The 18951-nt window shown below is 45.7% G+C and carries 18 protein-coding genes and 1 pseudogene; 4 read left to right on the top strand and 15 right to left on the bottom strand.

Features of this window, described 5'->3' with window-relative positions; all coding sequences use genetic code 11:
• The 3 genes from AO382_RS08370 to AO382_RS08380 form a co-directional block, all read right to left on the bottom strand.
• Nucleotides 1–873, bottom strand: an 873-nt coding sequence (locus tag AO382_RS08370; RefSeq protein WP_064620109.1) for a histone deacetylase, incomplete at its 3' end; no start/stop codon positions are given.
• Nucleotides 874–908: 35 nt separating this feature from the next.
• Nucleotides 909–1547 carry a hypothetical protein gene (locus AO382_RS08375; protein ID WP_064620111.1) on the bottom strand — a complete coding sequence of 213 codons (639 nt, stop codon included), beginning with the start codon at nucleotides 1545–1547 and terminating at the stop codon, nucleotides 909–911.
• 235 nt (nucleotides 1548–1782) lie between these two features.
• Nucleotides 1783–2346 (bottom strand): lipocalin family protein, encoded by a 564-nt coding sequence (locus AO382_RS08380; RefSeq protein WP_064620115.1) that lies wholly within the window; start codon nucleotides 2344–2346, stop codon nucleotides 1783–1785.
• Nucleotides 2347–2410: 64 nt separating this feature from the next.
• Between AO382_RS08380 and ccmA the strand changes: the two are divergent.
• Both ccmA and AO382_RS08390 read left to right on the top strand, forming a co-directional pair.
• A pseudogene (ccmA, locus tag AO382_RS08385) lies at nucleotides 2411–3194 on the top strand (heme ABC exporter ATP-binding protein CcmA).
• Nucleotides 3191–3865: a heme exporter protein CcmB gene (locus AO382_RS08390; protein WP_064620118.1), complete on the top strand. Its 675-nt coding sequence runs from the start codon at nucleotides 3191–3193 to the stop codon at nucleotides 3863–3865. Before ccmA ends, AO382_RS08390 begins: the two are co-directional and overlap by 4 nt.
• 39 nt (nucleotides 3866–3904) lie before the next feature.
• Here AO382_RS08390 and AO382_RS08395 read toward each other — a convergent pair whose 3' ends face one another.
• From AO382_RS08395 to AO382_RS08445, 11 genes are all read right to left on the bottom strand, one after another.
• On the bottom strand, nucleotides 3905–4759 hold the full coding sequence (locus AO382_RS08395; RefSeq protein WP_064620121.1) for a carbon-nitrogen hydrolase family protein: 855 nt from the start codon (nucleotides 4757–4759) through the stop codon (nucleotides 3905–3907).
• A gap of 243 nt (nucleotides 4760–5002) precedes the next feature.
• A complete protein-coding gene (gene thiS / locus AO382_RS08400; protein WP_064620123.1) occupies nucleotides 5003–5203 on the bottom strand; it encodes a sulfur carrier protein ThiS in 201 nt (66 codons plus the stop codon).
• A 25-nt stretch (nucleotides 5204–5228) separates the two neighbouring features.
• Entirely contained in the window at nucleotides 5229–5612 is a 384-nt protein-coding gene (locus AO382_RS08405) for a DUF423 domain-containing protein (RefSeq protein ID WP_064606735.1), read from the bottom strand.
• Nucleotides 5613–5689: 77 nt separating this feature from the next.
• A complete protein-coding gene (gene rpoH / locus AO382_RS08410) occupies nucleotides 5690–6544 on the bottom strand; it encodes an RNA polymerase sigma factor RpoH (RefSeq protein WP_196758370.1) in 855 nt (284 codons plus the stop codon).
• 438 nt (nucleotides 6545–6982) lie between these two features.
• Nucleotides 6983–7429, bottom strand: a complete 447-nt coding sequence (locus AO382_RS08415; protein WP_227513668.1) for a sulfurtransferase TusA family protein — start codon at nucleotides 7427–7429, stop codon at nucleotides 6983–6985.
• A 39-nt stretch (nucleotides 7430–7468) separates the two neighbouring features.
• A complete protein-coding gene (oppF, locus tag AO382_RS08420) occupies nucleotides 7469–8452 on the bottom strand; it encodes a murein tripeptide/oligopeptide ABC transporter ATP binding protein OppF (protein ID WP_064620130.1) in 984 nt (327 codons plus the stop codon).
• Between the two features lie 3 nt (nucleotides 8453–8455).
• Nucleotides 8456–9433 carry an oligopeptide ABC transporter ATP-binding protein OppD gene (gene oppD, locus AO382_RS08425; protein WP_064620133.1) on the bottom strand — a complete coding sequence of 326 codons (978 nt, stop codon included), beginning with the start codon at nucleotides 9431–9433 and terminating at the stop codon, nucleotides 8456–8458.
• A gap of 44 nt (nucleotides 9434–9477) precedes the next feature.
• Nucleotides 9478–10377, bottom strand: coding sequence for an oligopeptide ABC transporter permease OppC (gene oppC / locus AO382_RS08430; protein ID WP_064620136.1), 900 nt, complete (start codon nucleotides 10375–10377; stop codon nucleotides 9478–9480).
• A gap of 13 nt (nucleotides 10378–10390) precedes the next feature.
• The gene (gene oppB, locus AO382_RS08435; RefSeq protein WP_049236371.1) at nucleotides 10391–11311 is read right to left on the bottom strand and encodes an oligopeptide ABC transporter permease OppB; all 921 of its coding nucleotides are present in this window, start codon (nucleotides 11309–11311) and stop codon (nucleotides 10391–10393) included.
• A 193-nt stretch (nucleotides 11312–11504) separates the two neighbouring features.
• Complete coding sequence (locus AO382_RS08440) at nucleotides 11505–13130, bottom strand: ABC transporter substrate-binding protein (RefSeq protein WP_064620139.1); 1626 nt, start codon at nucleotides 13128–13130, stop codon at nucleotides 11505–11507.
• 127 nt (nucleotides 13131–13257) lie between these two features.
• A complete protein-coding gene (locus AO382_RS08445) occupies nucleotides 13258–14931 on the bottom strand; it encodes an ABC transporter substrate-binding protein (RefSeq protein WP_064620142.1) in 1674 nt (557 codons plus the stop codon).
• A gap of 214 nt (nucleotides 14932–15145) precedes the next feature.
• Between AO382_RS08445 and AO382_RS08450 the strand changes: the two genes are divergently transcribed.
• Nucleotides 15146–16651, top strand: coding sequence for a M48 family metalloprotease (locus AO382_RS08450; RefSeq protein ID WP_064620144.1), 1506 nt, complete (start codon nucleotides 15146–15148; stop codon nucleotides 16649–16651).
• 96 nt (nucleotides 16652–16747) lie between these two features.
• On the opposite strand, the gene AO382_RS08455 is transcribed toward AO382_RS08450, so the two are convergent.
• On the bottom strand, nucleotides 16748–17401 hold the full coding sequence (locus AO382_RS08455) for a YcxB family protein (protein WP_064620147.1): 654 nt from the start codon (nucleotides 17399–17401) through the stop codon (nucleotides 16748–16750).
• Nucleotides 17402–17625: 224 nt separating this feature from the next.
• Here AO382_RS08455 and serS point away from each other — a divergent pair, with 224 nt between their 5' ends.
• Entirely contained in the window at nucleotides 17626–18894 is a 1269-nt protein-coding gene (gene serS / locus AO382_RS08460; protein WP_064620150.1) for a serine--tRNA ligase, read from the top strand.
• Nucleotides 18895–18951: the final 57 nt, after the last annotated feature.

Here is an 18951-nt window from a genome sequence, read left to right on the forward strand (position 1 = left end):
CACCCCACAATGAGCCGCCACCACCGTCTCAATGTCAGGTGAATAGCCCCCACCCATGACAACAGCGACAGGGATGCCCGCCTTGTGTGCGGTGGTGAGTACCAGCTTATCTCGCTCATAGCAACCTGCCATGCTAAGCGATAATTTACCCAGTTTATCCGTCGCCAGCACATCCACGCCTGCTTGATAAAATAGCATGTCAGGGTCAAACTCACGGATAATCTTGGGCAAAGCCTCACCCAGTATCGTCAAATATGCCTCATCACCTGTGCCGTCATCGAGCTCTATGTCTAGGTCAGATGGGGGTTTATAAAACGGATAATTCTTTTTGCCGTGCATACTAAACACAAAGACACAAGGATGATTTGCCATGATGGACGCATTGCCATTGCCTTGATGCACATCCAAATCCACAATCAAAATCCGCTGAGCTTCTTTGCGATTTAAGAGTAGATGACTGGCAATACAAATGTCATTAAACACACAAAAGCCCTCGCCATGATCAGCAAAAGCATGGTGCGTGCCACCTGACACCGACAATGATATGCCATATTCTTTGGCGTATAAGGCACATTCGTAAGTGGCGTGCGTAATATAGCGTTCTCGCTTGATAAGACTGGCGGACATGGGCAGACCGATTTTGCGAATCTCTTTGTCCGTGAGCGTGCCTGTTTTTAATTTGTGCCAATAATCAGCGGTGTGCGTGCTTAGAATCTCTTGTTCTGATAACAGCTCGGGATGAAATAAATTATCTTGCGTGATGATGCCATCGGTAAGCAGTTTTTTGGGGATGAGGTCGTATTTTGCCATGGGAAAGCGGTGACTGTCTGGGACGGCATGGCAAAACAGGGGCGAATAAGCAATTTTTAGCATGGTTTAACCAAAATGCAAAAATATAATCAAATCTATCACTGATATTGATCGGTTGGCTCAAAGTATTGATCTAAAAGGTCTTTGGTATGAGCATCGGTAGGGTGCTGCAGGTAATCGGTAGCGATGGGGCTGGGATCGTCTTCATACAGCACATCATCATACAGCCTTTGGGCAAGTTCAGTTAGGCTTGCCACGCCTTGCAAATGTACGCCCAAAGCCTTATCGCTCAGTGGCGTAAATTCAGCATCTAGGCTGACTTTGGTGCGCACCTCGCCATCGGTTGGGTCAAGTTCAATGCTGCCAAATGGGATGGATAGATTTGCTGTCGCGATCGCCATCAGCATCATCGCAAAATGGCTGTGCGGCACCACCTCAGGTAAGATGCCAAAGATAGAAACAAGTTGGCTTTTTTCATTAATCCGAAACACGCAGGTCCAATGGTGTTCAGTATCGCTAAATAATACGATCAGATGATGAACTTGTGGCGTTATCGAACTATCGCTTGAGCGTGCTTCATAGTGCCAGCTATGGCGCTCTAAATACTGCATGAGACGATCGGTGATGGGCTGCTGGCTTACTTCTGATTCGGGCTCGGCGATGGGCTGAGTGTGCTTTTTTGAGACTTCGGTATCTGATGCCTTGAGTAAAGATTTTAATTTTTTTAATAATTTCATCGCGTTCAGCAAGTTGGTCAATAAGCAAAATTTGAAGGGCTATCATAGATAGCATAACAAACTTTTTGGCAGTGTGATAGTTTGGACTAACTCGGTTTAAATTTTAATAAAAGCCAATCAAGCTATCAAACCAAAGATACCGATCTTCGGATGGCGATCGGTAGATTGTCAGTCTTTAAGGGAGAACATCATTACCATTAATCAAACTGAGAGTTGGTATAAATGTCACTTTGGCTTATTTTTGAGGCGTTTTGCTAAATGCACTCAAATCATAGCCATTTTGGCGCGCGATATCCAGATAGTTTTGATAAATGCGCTCATCAAGGCTTGGCGTGCGTGACAGCACCCATAGATATTTGCGATCAGGCGTACCGACCAAGGCAGACGTGTAGTTTTGGGCATCTTCTGTAGTAGCCAGCACCCAATAGTCAGCTTGACCGATTGGCAGTTTTTTGAGAAAGCTTGGTAAAAAACTGACCTTAAGCTTGGCATTGGTATCATCGATGGGGTAGGCTTCGCCATCTGCTGACATTTGTCCATCTTTAGTTTGGCAAGTGTTTAAGACCTTGATTTTGCCATTGTCTTTGAGAGTATAATTGGCAGTGACATTGTGCGTACATTTATTTTGAAAGCTCATTGGCAAGCGCCCAATTTCATACCACGTGCCCAAATAATCATCAAGGCGCACATGATCGACAGTTTGCGGGGTTTGAGCGGATTGTAATGCGGTGGTCGCACAAGCGCTCACGCCAACAGTCACAATAGCCAAAACCAAGATTAATGAGGTTTTTAGGCGCATGATAAGCTCCAAGATGTATGAAAGTTTATTGTACCATAAATTTACAGTGCGCTTGTGTGTATTTATGAGTCGGTGGGGGACGGTGCTACTTAATACTTGGCGATCGTATCGGCTTGGCATAGCTTTATTTGGTGTGGTTATGGTAAAATTTAGGTTTAGCCTTATGCAGCGACATTCAGCGGATCACAATTTTCATGATTAACCCTGACCATACCATGACCATAGCGACTTTACCTTATCAGACTGATCATAAGCCGATCCTTAGGATTGAGGCGCTGGATGTACAGCGCGGTGATTTTGTGCTATGCCAAGGGGTGCAACTGACCTTAGAGGCGGGCGATGTATGCCATTTGATCGGCGAAAACGGCTTGGGTAAAACGACGCTCATGTCTCAGATAGCAGGGCTATTACCCATTGTTAATGGCACCTGTCTATGTACTGGCAGCATGGTATATGTCTCGCATCAGCTTGGCATCAGTACGGCGCTGACCGTAGCACAAAATTTGCGTTTTTTGCTGTCATTGTATGGTGTGGATGCAGATGATGACCTGATTGATGAGGCGCTATGGCAAGTGGGGCTTGAGGGGCTGCAAGATGTCTCAAGCGTTCAGCTGTCGGCAGGTCAGATGCGCCGAGTGGGATTGGCTCGCTTGTTTGTCTTGACACCAAATGAAGCGCCATTTTGGCTGCTTGATGAGCCGCTGACGGCGCTGGATACTACGATGGTTCAGGGGCTTGAGGCGCGTATTTTGGCATTTGCAAAGGCGGGCGGGGCGGTGCTGATGACCAGTCATCAGACGACAAAAGCTGCAAATCGGCAGCTGAATTTGGCGGAATTTGCGTTATGATGACTCATTCTTTTTTGACCATGATTGCCCGCGAGTGGCAAATCAAACGCCAAGGTGCAGTTCAGTGGCTGTATCCTCTGGTGCTGTTTTTATTGATCATTACGCTATTTCCATTGGCGATTGGTAATGAGCCACAGCTTTTGCTCAGATTGGCACCGTCGGCGGTGTGGATTGCTGCCTTGCTTGCCTTGGTGATTGGCGTGGATGATTTATTCCGCAGTGAATTTGATAATGGCACCTTGGCACAGATGGTGGTCGCCAAGGCGCCCTTGACCATTTGGGTTTTGGCGCGGCTTTTGGTGCATTGGCTCTTTAGTGCAGGCGTGGTAGCGGTCTTATCCTTATTGGTGATTGTGCTGTTTGAGATGCCGTTTGGCGAAGCGGGCATCTTGATGGTTTCGATACTTGCAGGTTCTCCGATTTTGCTTGGTTTATCTGCCATCGCCAGTAGTTTGACTTTGACACTTAAAAATGGCGCGGTCCTTGTGCCATTGATTGCGCTACCGATGCAGCTGCCTGTGCTGATATTTGCCACTGGTGCAGTGGATTTATATGCCACAGGGTTAAATGGCTTGCCGACATTGGCATTATTGGCGGCAGGCAGTATCATTACGGTGCTGGTGACACCGTGGGTGGTCGCCTCGGTACTCAAAATGGCCTGGGCGGACTAACTCACCAAAGCATCCTAAAGTGAGCTGCTAGCAGGCGTACTACGCCAAGCGATGACAATCAAAAATCGGCATGCTAGCGCGGATTTTGGCTTGGTGATCGGCATCATACTCAGCATAAACAATACAATATCCGCCGCCTGCGACATCAGTGCTGCCACTGTCTGCCATGATTTGACCATGCGCATCCACAATCATGGAGTGACCCCAAGTCTCGCGTGTGCGACTACCGATCTGATGGGTGCCACCTTGGGCTGAGCCGACGATCAGACACTGGCTATCCAAAGCGCGCGCCTGCAGGAGCATCTGCCAGTGCGCCTCGCCTGTGCGATGCGTAAAAGCCGCTGGCACAGTAATAATATCTGCCCCCATTTGCCTTAGTCTCTGAGCAAGGGCAGGGAATCTGACATCAAAGCAAATCATCATGCCAACATTCACTACCTGCCCATCAATGACGCATGGCTGACACACCAACTTGTCGCCATGCTCAAAGGTTTTGCCTTCATCATAGCTGCCTGTGCTGTCATCAACGGTCGCTCGAAACAGATGAATTTTATCATAGCGTGCCTTGATATTGCCTTGGTCATCAATCAGTAGGCTGACTTGTCTGACAAGATCGCAAGGCACATCGCTGCCATCAGGACGAGTCGGGCAAGGTAGCGTACCTGCCAATAGATGAACGCCGTATGTCTTGGCAAGTGATTGATAAAATTGGCAAATTTCATCAAAGCGATCAGCAAGCTCAGTCTGCCGACCCATGACGCAAGCATTTTCGGGTAATGTGATGAACTTAGCACCGTGATGGGCAGCTTCGCTGATGGCATTATTGATAATATCTAGGTTGGCGTCAATGTCAGTTTGGCTATTTAGCTGAATGGTAGCAATGCGAATGGTCATGACATTTCCTTGATTTTTTAGATGATTTTGGATTAACCTATCGATATTTGTTTGGATTGTCAAGGTAATTTAGATGGATTTGTACAAGATCATCATAAAAATACTTGCAAAATTGGGTAGGTTGTGCGATATTAACAATACCCAATGACGATCACTAACAGGCATTTGATCATCATTGGGTATTTTTTTGGGTGCTTTGGATTAGATTGGTGAAGATGAAATTTGGCATCAATACAGCGTGTATCAGCCACCGCCAACGGCTTGCACAACTTCGATACTCATACCATCTTTTAGCTCTGTGAGCGTCAAGCGTGATTTTGGTACGAGCGTCCCATCAATTTCCACCGCAAATCGCCCTTGGGTCAGACCGTAGGCGTTTAGCAATTCAAATACCGTTGAATGATCCGATTGGGTCGGTTGTCCGTTTAAAGTTACTTGTTTCATAATTTAAATTTTTGATTAAATTGGGTTAAGCCAAGCGAGTCGTTTTGGCGATTTGTAAGGCAAACACAAGCCAACCGATGATCAGTAAGCCACCACCGATAGGTGTGATTGCCCCAAGCCAACGAGGTGCACCGAGTGCCATGCTATACAGCGTGCCTGAAAATATCACAATACCCATTTGCAGTAATACGCCAGCCAAAGCAGAGCGATACCGCCCAATATGCTGTAAAACACCAATGACCAATAAGCCCAACGCATGAATAAACAAATACAGCGTTGCGGTTTGCCAAATCTGTAACGCATACTCATCGGCAATGTGCTTAAGTCCATGTGCACCAAATGCCCCAAAGGCGACACCTATGGCAAGATTCAGTGCCGCCACGAACAGCCAATTGATTTTAACAGTCATAAAGCCTTCTATTTTATGGTGATTATTAAGAACAATACAACAAATAATAATACAACAAATGAGCCAAATAAAACCTTTTATTCATCTATAATCATACGATCAAGCGTAATGGCTTCTTTGATTTTATTCATGGCATTTTTTTCAATTTGGCGAACTCGTTCAGCAGAAATATTATAAGTTGCCGCAAGCTCATGCAGTGTGGATTTTTGGTCAGCCAGCCATCGCTGCGTGATGATATCACGAGAGCGTTCATCTAGGGTTTCCATCGCATCTTTGAGTGCGGTTGTGGTATTTTCTTCCCAATCTGCCTCCTCGACAACATCAGCAGGATTGACCGCATCTTCCAAAAACAGCTGAGGGGCATAGCGTCCTTCATCATCATCTGAATCTTGCGCCTCAAAAGATGCATCATAACTGGTCAAGCGTGATTCCATCTCCAAAACTTGCTTGACGGTCACATTTAAATCATTGGCGATGGCAGTTGCTTCATCTAAAGTCAGCTGATTGGAGGATTTTTTTAGGCTGCGTAAATTAAAAAATAATTTACGATGTGCTTTGGTGGTAGCAACTTTCACAATACGCCAATTTTTGATGACAAATTCATGAATCTCCGCCTTAATCCAATGTACCGCAAAACTGACCAAACGCACCCCTTTATTAGGATCAAAGCGTTTGACGGCTTTCATTAAGCCAAGATTGCCTTCTTGGATCAAGTCAGCTTGGGATAATCCGTATCCTGAATAACTGCGTGCAATATGAATGACAAATCTTAAGTGGCTCATCACAAGCAGGCGAGCGGCTTCAACATCACCGTCATGATAATAACGCTCAGCCAAGGCACGCTCTTCTTCGGGTGTTAAAATAGGAATTTGATGCACAGTATTTATATAAGCACCCAAATTCACCCCAGGTGCTGCCAAATGGGTTGGCATGGCTGGTACTAGATTACGCGTCGCAATGGTATCTGTGCCAGATGGTGTACTGTGAGCTTTGGGTGTGGCAGAAGCTTTGGGTTTGTCGATATCGTCATCATCCATATCATCGATGATTTCAGCGTACTCTTCATCATCAATCTCATGAAAGCCGTCTAACGATTCAATCAAATCCTCATCAAACTCATCATCATATGCGTCATCATAGCCTTCATGGTTGTGATCATAATCATCATTATCTTGGGTGCGTTTGGTTGCCATTTTGTCTCTATATAATATTCTCAAAATCTTGATACCATTGTAGGCAATTTTCCAAAAATTAGCTAGTATCCAATCTTTTAATCACATAAATTTTACAATCTGTAAAATTTGGCTAACCTTAATTTTTATGCTGATTTTGATAAAATCTTTTCATATTAAATCAGTTTCATATTAATTTTAATTTGTAGGCTTGATAATGATAAAGTGATAGATGGGCATCTCATTGGTCAAGTCATGACTGTGCCAAGTATGGGCAATCAGAGCGTTTTTGTTGCAATATGTCACTAAGTCTTTTTGAGAGTTTTGGTCGGTAGCGATTAAATATAGTGCTTGATTATCGGTGACATGACGCAGTGTCACTTTGGCTTTTAATAAGGGCATCGGACAAGGCAGATTTCGAGCATCATAAAATGCCTCTACTGTGTCTGAGGGGAGGTTTAGTTCGTGCAGTTTGTCGGTCAAATGATCTTTGAAAGTGGGTTTTTCTGCTGCTGTGAGTGTATCAAAAATGTGAGTCATAATCTGTGCACCGAATAAAAGTGATATAAACATGGGGGCGGCGGCAGATTTTGCAAGGATGGGTCGGCTTTGATTTTGAGCGATAAATGGTGAAACATGACTCATCAAAAATCGCCTCGAAATTAGCATCTCGAGGCGACGGGATCAAACTTCAGCGTATAAGCAGGCGACTTGATGATCATCACGTCCGCTTAGCACAGGTTCGGTCTGAGCGCATGCGTCGGTGGCTTTTGGGCAACGCGTACGAAACACACATCCTGACGGCGGATTGATGGGGCTTGGCAGATCGCCTGGCAGCAGCTGAATTTCTTTATTGCGCTCGGCTTCTGGATCAGGCAGTGGCACTGCGCTCATCAAAGCTTGGGTGTATGGATGGGTGGGTTTATCATACACAGCTTGATCAGTCCCTAGCTCAACAGTATGACCTAAGTACATGACAAGCACTCTGTCAGAGATGTGTTTGACAACCGAAAGATCATGCGCAATGAAAATCAGCGCAAGCCCCATCTCTTTTTGGACTTCTTGGAGTAAGTTGATGACTTGGGCTTGGATGGAGACATCAAGCGCCGATACAGGCTCATCACAGATGATCAGCTTAGGACGCAGTATCAGTGCGCGTGCAATCCCGATACGCTGACATTGACCGCCCGAAAACTCATGTGGATAGCGGTTGATTAAGTTGGGTAATAAACCGACTTTGGACATCATCTCACGCACGCGCGCCTGAACTTCGTCTTTTTTGAGCTCGGGGTGGTGTGTGCGCAGTGGCTCAGCGATGATGTCGCCGACGGTCATTCTGGGGTTCAAAGAAGCCAGCGGATCTTGGAAGATCATCTGAATTTCTTGGCGTTTGGTTTTCCAAGCTTTTTCAGAGATGCCAACCAGCTCTTCTTCATTAAAGCGTATGCTGCCTGATTTGGCTTTGACAAGTCCAATGATCGTGCGCGCCAAAGTAGATTTTCCGCAGCCTGACTCACCCACGATGCCCAAGGTCTCGCCAGCATTCAGATCAAATGATACGCCGCTGACCGCCTTAAGCGTGGCAGGCTTTTGCCAAAAAAACGCGCCTTTTTTATGGATATTAAAATGCGTTTGTACATCGCGAACTTGTAATAATGGGGTACTCATGCATTATTCTCCGGCAGGTAAGTTGGGATGTTGCCAATGGCAGGCGCGCTGACGCTCATTGGGTAGGAATTTTAGCTCTGGCGGTGTCGTGCGGCAGATGTCCATCGCGTATTCACAGCGCTCAACAAATGGACAGCCAGCAGGCAGATTTAATAAATTTGGGGGATTGCCAGGGATGGTGGTCAAGCGCTCGGAATGACCATCTAAGCGCGGAATGGCGCCTAACAGTCCAATGGTGTAAGGATGCGTTGGATTATAAAAAATCTCTTCGGTTTTACCATACGCCATCGTGCGGCCAGCGTACATCACCAAAATGCGATCACAGGTACCCGCAACGACCCCCAAATCGTGGGTGATCATAATGATGGTGGTCTCAAAATCGCGCTTAAGCTCATTTAATAGCGCCATAATCTGAGCTTGAACCGTCACATCCAGTGCGGTGGTAGGCTCATCGGCGATCAAAAGCTTAGGACGGCACAACAGCGCCATCGCAATCATGACACGCTGACGCATACCGCCTGAAAACTCGTGTGGATACATGCCGATGCGCTTACGAGCTTCTGGGATTTTGACGGCGTCTAGCATCCGAATGGATTCTTCCCAAGCTTCTTTTTTACTCATGCCCTTGTGCAAGATGAGTACTTCTGCCAGCTGATCGCCAACTTTCATGAACGGATTGAGACTTGTCATCGGATCTTGGAAGATGATGGCGATTTCGTTGGCGCGAATTTTATTGAATTCTTTTTGGGATAATCCCACCAGCTCTTTATCACGAAACTTGATAGAGCCTTCAGCATGACCATTTTTGGCAAGCAGTCCCAAGATGGAAAAAGCGGTTTGGGATTTGCCAGAGCCAGACTCACCGACGATCCCCAGGGTTTCGCCTTGATTTAAATTAAAATTAAGTCCATTGACGGCGGTGACCAAGCCTTCTTCGGTGGCAAATTTTACTTTTAAATCATTAACTTTTAATAATGCCATATAATTCTCCTAAGGTAGGCGTGTACCTTAAATTTATCCATAAATTAGCGATCTTTTGGATCCAGCGCATCGCGCAGACCATCACCGATAAAGTTAAAACAAAACAGCGTAATCACCAAAAATACCGAAGGCACGATCAGCTGCCAAGGTGACACCTGCATGGTTTGAGCGCCTTCTTGAAGTAGTGCACCCCAACTGGTCATCGGTTCCTGAACGCCCAAGCCCAAAAAGCTTAGGAAAGATTCAAACATAATCATGCCAGGCACCAATAAAGACGCATAGACCACCACGACACCCAAGACATTGGGGACGATGTGACGAGTCACAATTTTCCAGCCTGACACGCCGCCAACATGAGCCGCTTCGATAAATTCTTTGTTTTTTAGGCTAAGGGTCTGACCGCGGACGATACGCGCAATATCAAGCCAAGACACCAAGCCAATCGCCACAAAGATAAAAATGATGTTGCGCCCAAATAAGGTCACCAATAAGATCACAAAGAACATAAACGGAAAGGCGTTCAAGACTTCCACAAAGCGCATCATCAGCATATCAACCTTACCGCCGACATAGCCTGAGATGGCACCATAAATTGTCCCAAACAGTACCGCCACAAGTGCGCCAGCAATCCCCACCATCAGCGAGATGCGACCGCCGACCGCCACACGCACCAATAAATCACGACCCAAATTATCAGTACCAAAATAATGCTTGGTTTCGATGGAAGGTGCTGCTGCCATATTTGCCCAGTCGGTATCGGCATAGCCATAAGGGATGACCATCGGCACGATGATCACAAATAGCGTGATCAGTAGCAGAACAAAGCCGCTGATCAAGGCAGCTTTATTGTGTGAAAAGCGTCGCCATGCATCTTGCCATAAACTGCGTCCTTTGACTTCTTTGATCGTCGTCGGCATGGCTGCCGTTTGCATTTGATTTGACATAAAAATCCCTTACTTAGTACTTAATTTTTGGATCGATGACGGCGTATAAAATATCAACGATGGCATTAAATAAAATGGTCAAAGTTCCTACCAAAATTGTCAAACTCAGCACCAAGCTGTAGTCGCGATTGAGTGCGCCATTGACAAATAATTGACCAATACCAGGCAAGCCAAAAATCATCTCAATGATGATCGAGCCTGTAATAATGCCTACAAATGCAGGACCAAGATAAGAAATCACAGGCAGCATCGCAGGACGCAGCGCGTGTTTGGTGACGATATAATGCAGCGGCAATCCCTTGGCGCGCGCAGTACGAATAAATGGTGAATTCATGGTCTCAATCATCGATCCACGGGTGATACGCGCAATACTGGCAATGTAGCTTAAAGACAGCGCCGTGACGGGCAGCACAAGGTTCATGAACGCGCCATCGTTCCAGCCGCCTGCAGGAAACCATTTGAGCGTCACCGCAAAAATCAAAACCATCAGTGGTGCTTTGACAAAGCTAGGAATGGCAACCCCTGCCATCGCAAAGGTCATCAGGGTATAATCGATCCAGCTGTTTTGTTTGAGTGCCGCAAGGATACCAAATAACACCCCAAATACCACCGCAATGATAAACGCATACAAACCGATCTCGACAGAGATTGGCAGCTGCTGAGCCAATAGCTCATTGATGGTATGGTCTTTATATTTAAAAGAAGGTCCAAAATCGCCATGCAGTAGCTGCTTTAGATAATTTAAATATTGCAGCCACAGCGGATCATTAAGATTGTATTTGGCTTCGATATTTGCCATCACAGCAGGTGGCAGGTTGCGCTCACCTGTAAAAGGACTACCCGGCGCCAGGCGCATCATAAAAAAGGAAATGGTAATCAAAAAAAGCAGCGTTGGAATGGCTTCTAAAGTACGCCGTAAGATGAGTTTAAACATAAAAAATGACCTTTTAATTTGCGGTGGCAAAAAGCTTCCCTGAAATTATGCAAAAAGGAAGGTATTATACTGTTTTGAATTCTTAAAAATCAAGTCAAAGGCGGTTTGGCTGATTTTTAACAAGCCAAAACCCCCTGATTTTTGAAAGTAAATGACAGACGCCAAACCGCGCCTGCCATCAGATGTCATCAGGTTATTTGACCGACCAATATTTGGCGTGCCACTGATCCAAGGGATCTTTATTGGAGTAATTTGCCACATGTGGCTTAACCAAGCGGACATTGGCATAATAAAAAATGTCGATGTGCGCATGGTCGCGATCAGCGATTTGTTCGGCTTTTTCATACAGCTTGGTGCGCTCGCTGTCGCTGATGCCTGAAGCAAGCGTTTGTAGCATGACTTGGTCGTATTCAGGATTGTTATAGCGAGACCAGTTATTGGTGTTGGTTGATTTAAGCAAATTTAAGAAAGTCGAAGCTTCATTATAATCACCGCACCAGCGCGCTCTAGCCATTTGATAATCACCATTACGGCGACTGTCTAGGTAAGTTTTCCACTCTTGATTGACCAAATTGACATTCACTACGCCGAGTGATTCTTTCCATAAGCTGCTGGCAGCCACGGCGATTTTCTTGTGGCTTTCGTTGGTGTCATATAATAAGTCAAAGTTTAGCGGATTGGACTGATCATAGCCTGCTTCTGCCAGTAGTGCTTTGGCAGTTTCAAGGCGTTTGGCTTTATCCCAAGCCTTCCATTGAGGCGTATAATTGACGCTGCCTTTGATGGCGGTTGGAGTGAATTGATAAGCGGCGATTTGACCTTGCCCCATGACTTGTTCACTGATGACTTCTCTGTCCATCGCCAATGACAGCGCTTGACGCACCTTAGGATTATCAAAAGGTGCTTTACTGTGATTAAGATCATAATAATATGTGCACAAGGTTGGTGCGGTCTTTAGCTCATCGCCCAGTTTGTTTTTAAGAGCGTCAAACTGTTCAGGCGGTAGCTCACTGGCGGTGATATCAATCTCGCCAGCTTCATAGCGCATGACATCGGTCGTGGCTTGTGAAATGGGTAAAATGGTCAATTGGGGCAATGTCACCATTTGAGCGTTATAATAATTTGGGTTTGGCTCAAGGACGATTTTTTCATTGACGATCCACTGAACTGGCTTAAATGGTCCATTGACCACGATATTTTCAGGGGCTGTCCACTTATCTCCAAAGGCTTCCACCGTCGCTTTGTGAACAGGCTGTACGGCGGAATGAATCATCATATCTGCCAAATAAGGGACGGGTTCAGATAGGGTGATTTGTAAGGTCTTATCATCCAAAGCCTGTATACCCAGGGTCTCAGGCTTCATATTGCCATCAATGATCGCTTGAGCATTGAGCACTTTGGCGTCATCAAGGTAGCTGGCATATGAAGAGCCTGTGGCTGGATCCACCAATCTTTGAAAGCTATACACAAAATCGTGCGCGGTCACAGGATCGCCATTTGACCAGTTGGCATCACGCAGCTCAAAAATCCAAACTTTATTATCTTCAGAAGACCACTTGGTTGCGATGCCAGGAACGATATTGCCATCATTGTCCGTGCTCACCAAGCCTTCGGAGAACTGGCGAATGATGTTGGCTTCTTGGACGCCTTTGGCTTGATGTGGGTCTAGCGTTTCAGGTTCGCTGGCATTATTGATGGTAATGCCTTGCTGATTGGTTTTTGCAGCTGCTGTGCTTGCTTGGTTTGAGCCAGAATCATTTGAACAAGCGCTCAAAACCAAGGCAAGGCTAAGTGTTAATAGGGTAGGTTTAAGATGCATTACAAAATTCCTTTATAAAAGTGACGGCTTAGCTTTATCCATCGTCGGTGAATGCAAAAGCAGCAGTCCAGCTTAGGTGCTCGACTGCCGCCTGGGTGATCAATCATTCAAGCGCATGATTGAGTGATCAGTGCTTGGTGATTCTTAGGTCTTTGGCTTGCCAAGTTCCCAAAGGATTTAAGGTAAAGCCGTGAACATAAGGCTTGACCAAGCGCGGCGCGGTATATTGATAAACAAAGATGGTTGCGCTGTCTTTATCCAAGATGGCTTCGGCTTGTTGATACATATTGGCGCGGTCAGCGTCAGATACATCAGCCAAGAGCGTTTTGTTCATCAATGCGTCAAACTCAGGATTGTTATACTTACCATAGTTGCTTGAGTTGTCTGACTTAAAGGTGTTTAAGAAAGTAGAAGCTTCGTTATAGTCAGCACACCAGCCACCGCGTGCCATTTGGTGATTCTGCTTGCGGCGAGTTTCTAGATAAGTTTTCCACTCTTGGTTATTTAGGCTTACTTCAACAAAGCCTAAGTTTTCTTTCCAGAATGCACTTGATGCTACCGCCAAAGTTTTGTGCTGCTCGTTGGTGTTATAAAGTAGCTCAAATCTTAGCGGATTAGACTCATTATAGCCAGCTTCGTTGAGTAGTTTTTTGGCTTCTTCGATACGCTTGGCTTTATCCCAAGATTTCCATTCAGGCTCAAAGTTATTGATGTCTTGGACAGATTCTGGGGTGAACTGATAAGCGACTTTTTGACCTTGTTTTAGGATGCTGTCAACCACGATGTCACGATCAAGCGTCAATGACAAAGCCTTACGCACGCGTACATCATCAAACGGAGCTTTGGTGTGGTTAAATTCAAAATAGTAAGTACAAAGTTTTGGCGGCTCAATGACTTGTGCGCCAAGCTCTTGCTTGAGTTTGTCGTATTGTTCAGGTGGTAGATCGTCTGCTGTTATGTCAATCTCACCAGCTTTATAGCGCTGTACATCGGTGGTGGCTTGAGGGATGGCAAGCAGCGTTACTTTGTTAATGGTGGTGTTAGCATCATCATAATAAGCAGGGTTGCGCTCCAAAACGATGCGCTCATTGACCTGCCATTGGCTGATTTTATAAGGACCATTGACCACGATATTTTCAGGAGAAGTCCACTTATCACCGAAGGCTTCTACAGTCGCTTTGTGCACTGGTTTGACGGAAGTATGAATCAGCATGTGCGGGAAATATGGGACAGGCTCAGACAAGGTGACTTCAAGTGTTTTGTCATCAATGGCTCTGACGCCCAAAGTATCTGGGGCAGATTGACCATCAACGATGGCTTGAGCATTCACCACTTTGGCATCTGCCAAATAGGTTGCATAAGGTGATGCGGTGTTTGGGTCACCCAATCTTTGGAAGCTGTAAACGAAGTCATGTGCGGTCACTGGGTCACCATTTGACCAGTTAGCATCACGCAGCTTAAATATCCAAACTTTGTTGTCTTCACTTGACCATTCAGCTGCCATGCCAGGGATGGTGTTACCTTCTGGGTCGGTAGTGGTCAAGCCGACGAACATTTGACGCAGAATATCTGATTCAGGTACGCCAGAGACTTTGTGTGGGTCGAGTGATTCAGGCTCTGCCCTATTATTCACTGTCAGCTCTTGAACATCCGAAAGCTCATCAGCACTTGGCGCTGGCGCAGCGGCTCCAGTAGTAGTAGCGGCGGTGTCGGCAGGCTTATCGCCACCACAAGCAGTCAAAGCAGCGCCAATACCAAAAGCAAGCACTAAACGAGTATGAGTAAACATCGGTAATTGCATTTTTTATCCTTAAAATGTGTGAAGATTCCCAAGTAGAGGCTGCCGCCCATTCAAGACTTATGTAACTTCAATATTTCATAAAATGACTTGGGGGCAGCTTATTTTGACAAAATGTAACCTTGATGTCAATAGCAGCAACATAAACACCTAAAATTAGGCGTGCGCAGCCAAAGTTATGGGGTATAATTTGAATGAACTTTTAAAAGGATAAGTCATGCGTCATCCAAAAGTCATTCGATGTGCCATTATGGCAGCTTTGATGGGCAGTGGGGCTGGGGCTACCGTAGCATTTGCCCAGAGTGGACCAGTATATCAGGGACAGTCAGCCTATCAGATGCCAGCTGCAACCACTCAAGGGTTTTATGACAAGCATCGCAATGAGCAGATCGCCGCTTGGTCGCTTAGGCAGATCAATGCAAGCCTGCCTTTGATTCGCGATCCTTGGGTCAATCAGGTGATCGCGCAGATGAGCGCTCAGATGAATGCCACAGTGCGCACGATGCCTTTATATCACACGGTCGTGATCGCTGATAATAATATCAATGCCTTTGCAGTGCCAGGCGGTTTGATTGGGATTAATGCTGGGACAGTGATGGCAGCCCAAGCGGTAGATGAGATGGCAAGTGTGATCGCACATGAGATCGCGCACATCAGCCAAAGGCACTACGAGCATCGACTTGATAATAATAAACGCCTACTTGCCTTACAGCTGGGCGGCTTATTAGCAGCGATCGCCGCGTCGGCAGCAGGTGGCGGCGATGCTGTACTGGCTGTGATGGCAAGCTCACAAACTGCAAGCGCCGAAAATGCTGCCAAATTCAGTCGTGAGCATGAGCGAGAGGCTGATCGTGTGGGCATGCAGATTTTGGCGCAGTCAGGCTTTGATGCCAGAGCGATGCCAAGATTTTTTGGACGGATGCAAAGGCAGCTGAATTTGAATCAATCCAAAAACGCATTTATCCCAAGTTTTGTGCAGTCACATCCGTTTACCGCTGAGCGGTTGTCCGAGTCCACCGCGCGCGCCCAAGCCTATGCCAAGCCTAATCAAGCGGCGCTACAGTCTCAGGCGGTGCTGTTTGATCAGCTGTATTGGCGCATCAAATATTTAACCGAACAAACCACCCATGCTGAGCTGCTCGCCAATGCCAAGCACAGCGATGGCGCCAAATTGAGCCTTGCGATGAATTTGTCAGACCAAGGTCGTCATCAAGAGGCGTTTCATGTCTTTGATGCCATTGAACTTGATCGATACGACCCGATCATGTGTCTCACCCAAGCTTATGTGTACAGCCAAGCTAGGCAGTATGATGATGCTTTAGCGGCGTTGGAGCCTTGTCAGCGCATTTATCCAGAGCGGCGCGATCTGCGCTTGGCATTGGCAGAGGTTTATCTTGATCGAGATCAGCCTGTGCCTGCTTTGGGCTTATTGGGCGAATTGACCAAAGATGGCTCATTTGATATTCAAGCTTGGCAAATCAGTTTTCGCGCTTATGAGCAGATGGCAAATCAAGCCGCTGATCCTGCTGCCAAAGCTATGGCACAAATTCACGCACTGCGCACTCGCAGCCAAGTTGAGCTTTGGCAGGCCCAATATGATCGAGCCTTACAGTCGCTCGCTCAAGCTGAGCAAGTGGCGCGGTCGTCAAATCACCATGCGCTGCTTACCATGCTAAATCATGATAAAAACAGCGTGTTTGCTGCCAGAGATTTTAAGCCTTGATGGGTGGATAATACTGCAAAGTCAAATGATAAAATCGGCAGAGTGTTTCTGCCGATTTGGTGTCATATTTGGTCTCGATTGTCGTGGTTATCTTGATTAAGGCGTTTGAACCATAGACTCTAAGCCTTTTGGTCTAACTTGGCTTAGGTGCTTTTTGATGGTATCGATGGGTAGACCTTGTTTTTCAAGGCGTTTTGGGATAATTTGGCTACCTTTTTGACCTTTCATGTCAAACATCATGAATAAATAGTCATCTGTCTCATCCCAGCTGCTCACTGTATGCCAAGGTATGGTTGCTGACTGCGTTGCACCTGCACGCATTTGCATACCTCGCATTTGTGGAGATTTCATCAGATCGGTGGGTGCAGGCATCGCCATAACAAGCCCATGTGATTGTACGCCTAATTGCAGAGTGTGAAGCTGTTCAGGCATTTGGGTACTTGCCACTTGTTTTTCATATTCACGCTTCATATACCATTTCATACCCAAGGTGCGAGCGAGCAGATACACACCAACCAAAATCAGCATGAGCCAAAAAATGATTGTCGAATAGCCACTAACAAATACCAAGCCTGCGATCGCTGCCACAACCATCAAGGCAATCACAATCCACTCTGTGCGCTTTAAGGACTTTAGTGTAAAATGACTTGTGCCTTTTTCAAACAATGATAACTGTGCTGCACGAAATTCAGTTTCGCTCATGTTTAAAGCGACAGGCTTTAGCGTATAGGGATAAAGTGCTTTGGTCATTGAGATGAATCCTAACGATGAATTTGCCTATATTACCCATTTTATCCAAAAAAATAAACCCAAAGTTAATATTTATCAAAATTTTTTGGCTTTTGATGACTTTGATTTGAAATTGGCTTAAGTTTTGGGGGAAAATTTGCTATTATAAGCATAAATTTTTATTGTTAATCATTTTTGCACGCTAAGCGCTGTTTAGGGCGTTTTTGTGCTTGATAGGATTTGATATGTTAGACCCTAAATTTTTGCGTGGTAACCTAGAAGAATTAAAAGCCAAGCTTGCGACGCGTGGTTATGATTTGGATGTGGCATTTTGGCAGGAAGTTGAAAATCAGCGTAAATCTATCCAAGTAAAGACCGAAGCACTGCAAGCCAAAAAAAATGAAGGTGCCAAAAAAGTCGGTGAGCTTAAACGACATGGTGAAGATGCCAGTGAGCTTATGAACCAAATGCAGGTAGTCAGTGAAGCCATGAAGGCTGCCGAAAATGAGCTAAAAGAGCTTCAAAACACCATCACAACCGCCGCACTACAAATCCCAAATCTGCCCGATGATAGTGTGCCTGTGGGCAGTGATGAAACTGATAATGTTGAAGTGCGTCGCTGGGGCGTGCCTCGTGAGTTTGATTTTACAATCAAAGACCATACCGATATTGGCGAAAGCTTAGGTCAGCTTGATTTTGAGTTGGCAGCCAAATTGACAGGCGCTCGTTTTAGTGTTTTAAAAGGTCATCTTGCCAAGCTAAATCGTGCGTTGGTGCAATTTATGCTTGACACGCATACCCAAAAATATGGCTATACCGAGATGTATGTACCTTATATGGTTAATTCTGACAGTTTGCAAGGGACAGGACAGTTGCCCAAATTTGAAGAAGATTTGTTTAAGCTTCGTGGCGAAAAAGAATATTATTTAATTCCAACATCGGAAGTACCGCTGACTAACAGTGTTCGTGATACCATTCTTAGCCCTAAGGATTTGCCCATCAAACTGACCGCACATACGCCATGTTTTCGTAGTGAGGCAGGCAGTGCAGGGCGTGATACACGAGGGTTGATTCGTCAGCATCAGTTTGAAAAAGTTGAAATGGTGCAAGTAACACGAGCGGATAGCTCAATGCAGGCATTAGAGCAGATGACCGCACAGGCAGAAGACATCTTGCAATCGCTTGAGCTACCATATCGTGTTATGACACTTTGTACAGGCGATATGGGTTTTAGTGCCGTTAAAACTTATGATATTGAGGTTTGGTTGCCATCTCAAAATATGTATCGTGAAATCTCAAGTTGCTCAAATTGTGGCGATTTTCAGGCGCGGCGTATGAGTGCTCGCCTAAAAGATGGCAAGCAAAGTGAATTGGTGCATACGCTAAATGGTTCGGGTTTGGCGGTTGGTCGCACTTTATTGGCGATTTTAGAAAATCACCAAAATGCCGATGGTACGATCACGATTCCCAAAGCTTTACAGCCTTATATGGGTGGACTTGAAGTGATTGCCTAAGATAAAAGCCGCTTTGATAGCGGCATTTTTTGATTGGGTACCATGATAAATAGGATC

This window comes from Moraxella catarrhalis (genome assembly GCF_001656295.1).
Taxonomy (GTDB): Bacteria; Pseudomonadota; Gammaproteobacteria; order Pseudomonadales; family Moraxellaceae; genus Moraxella; species Moraxella veridica.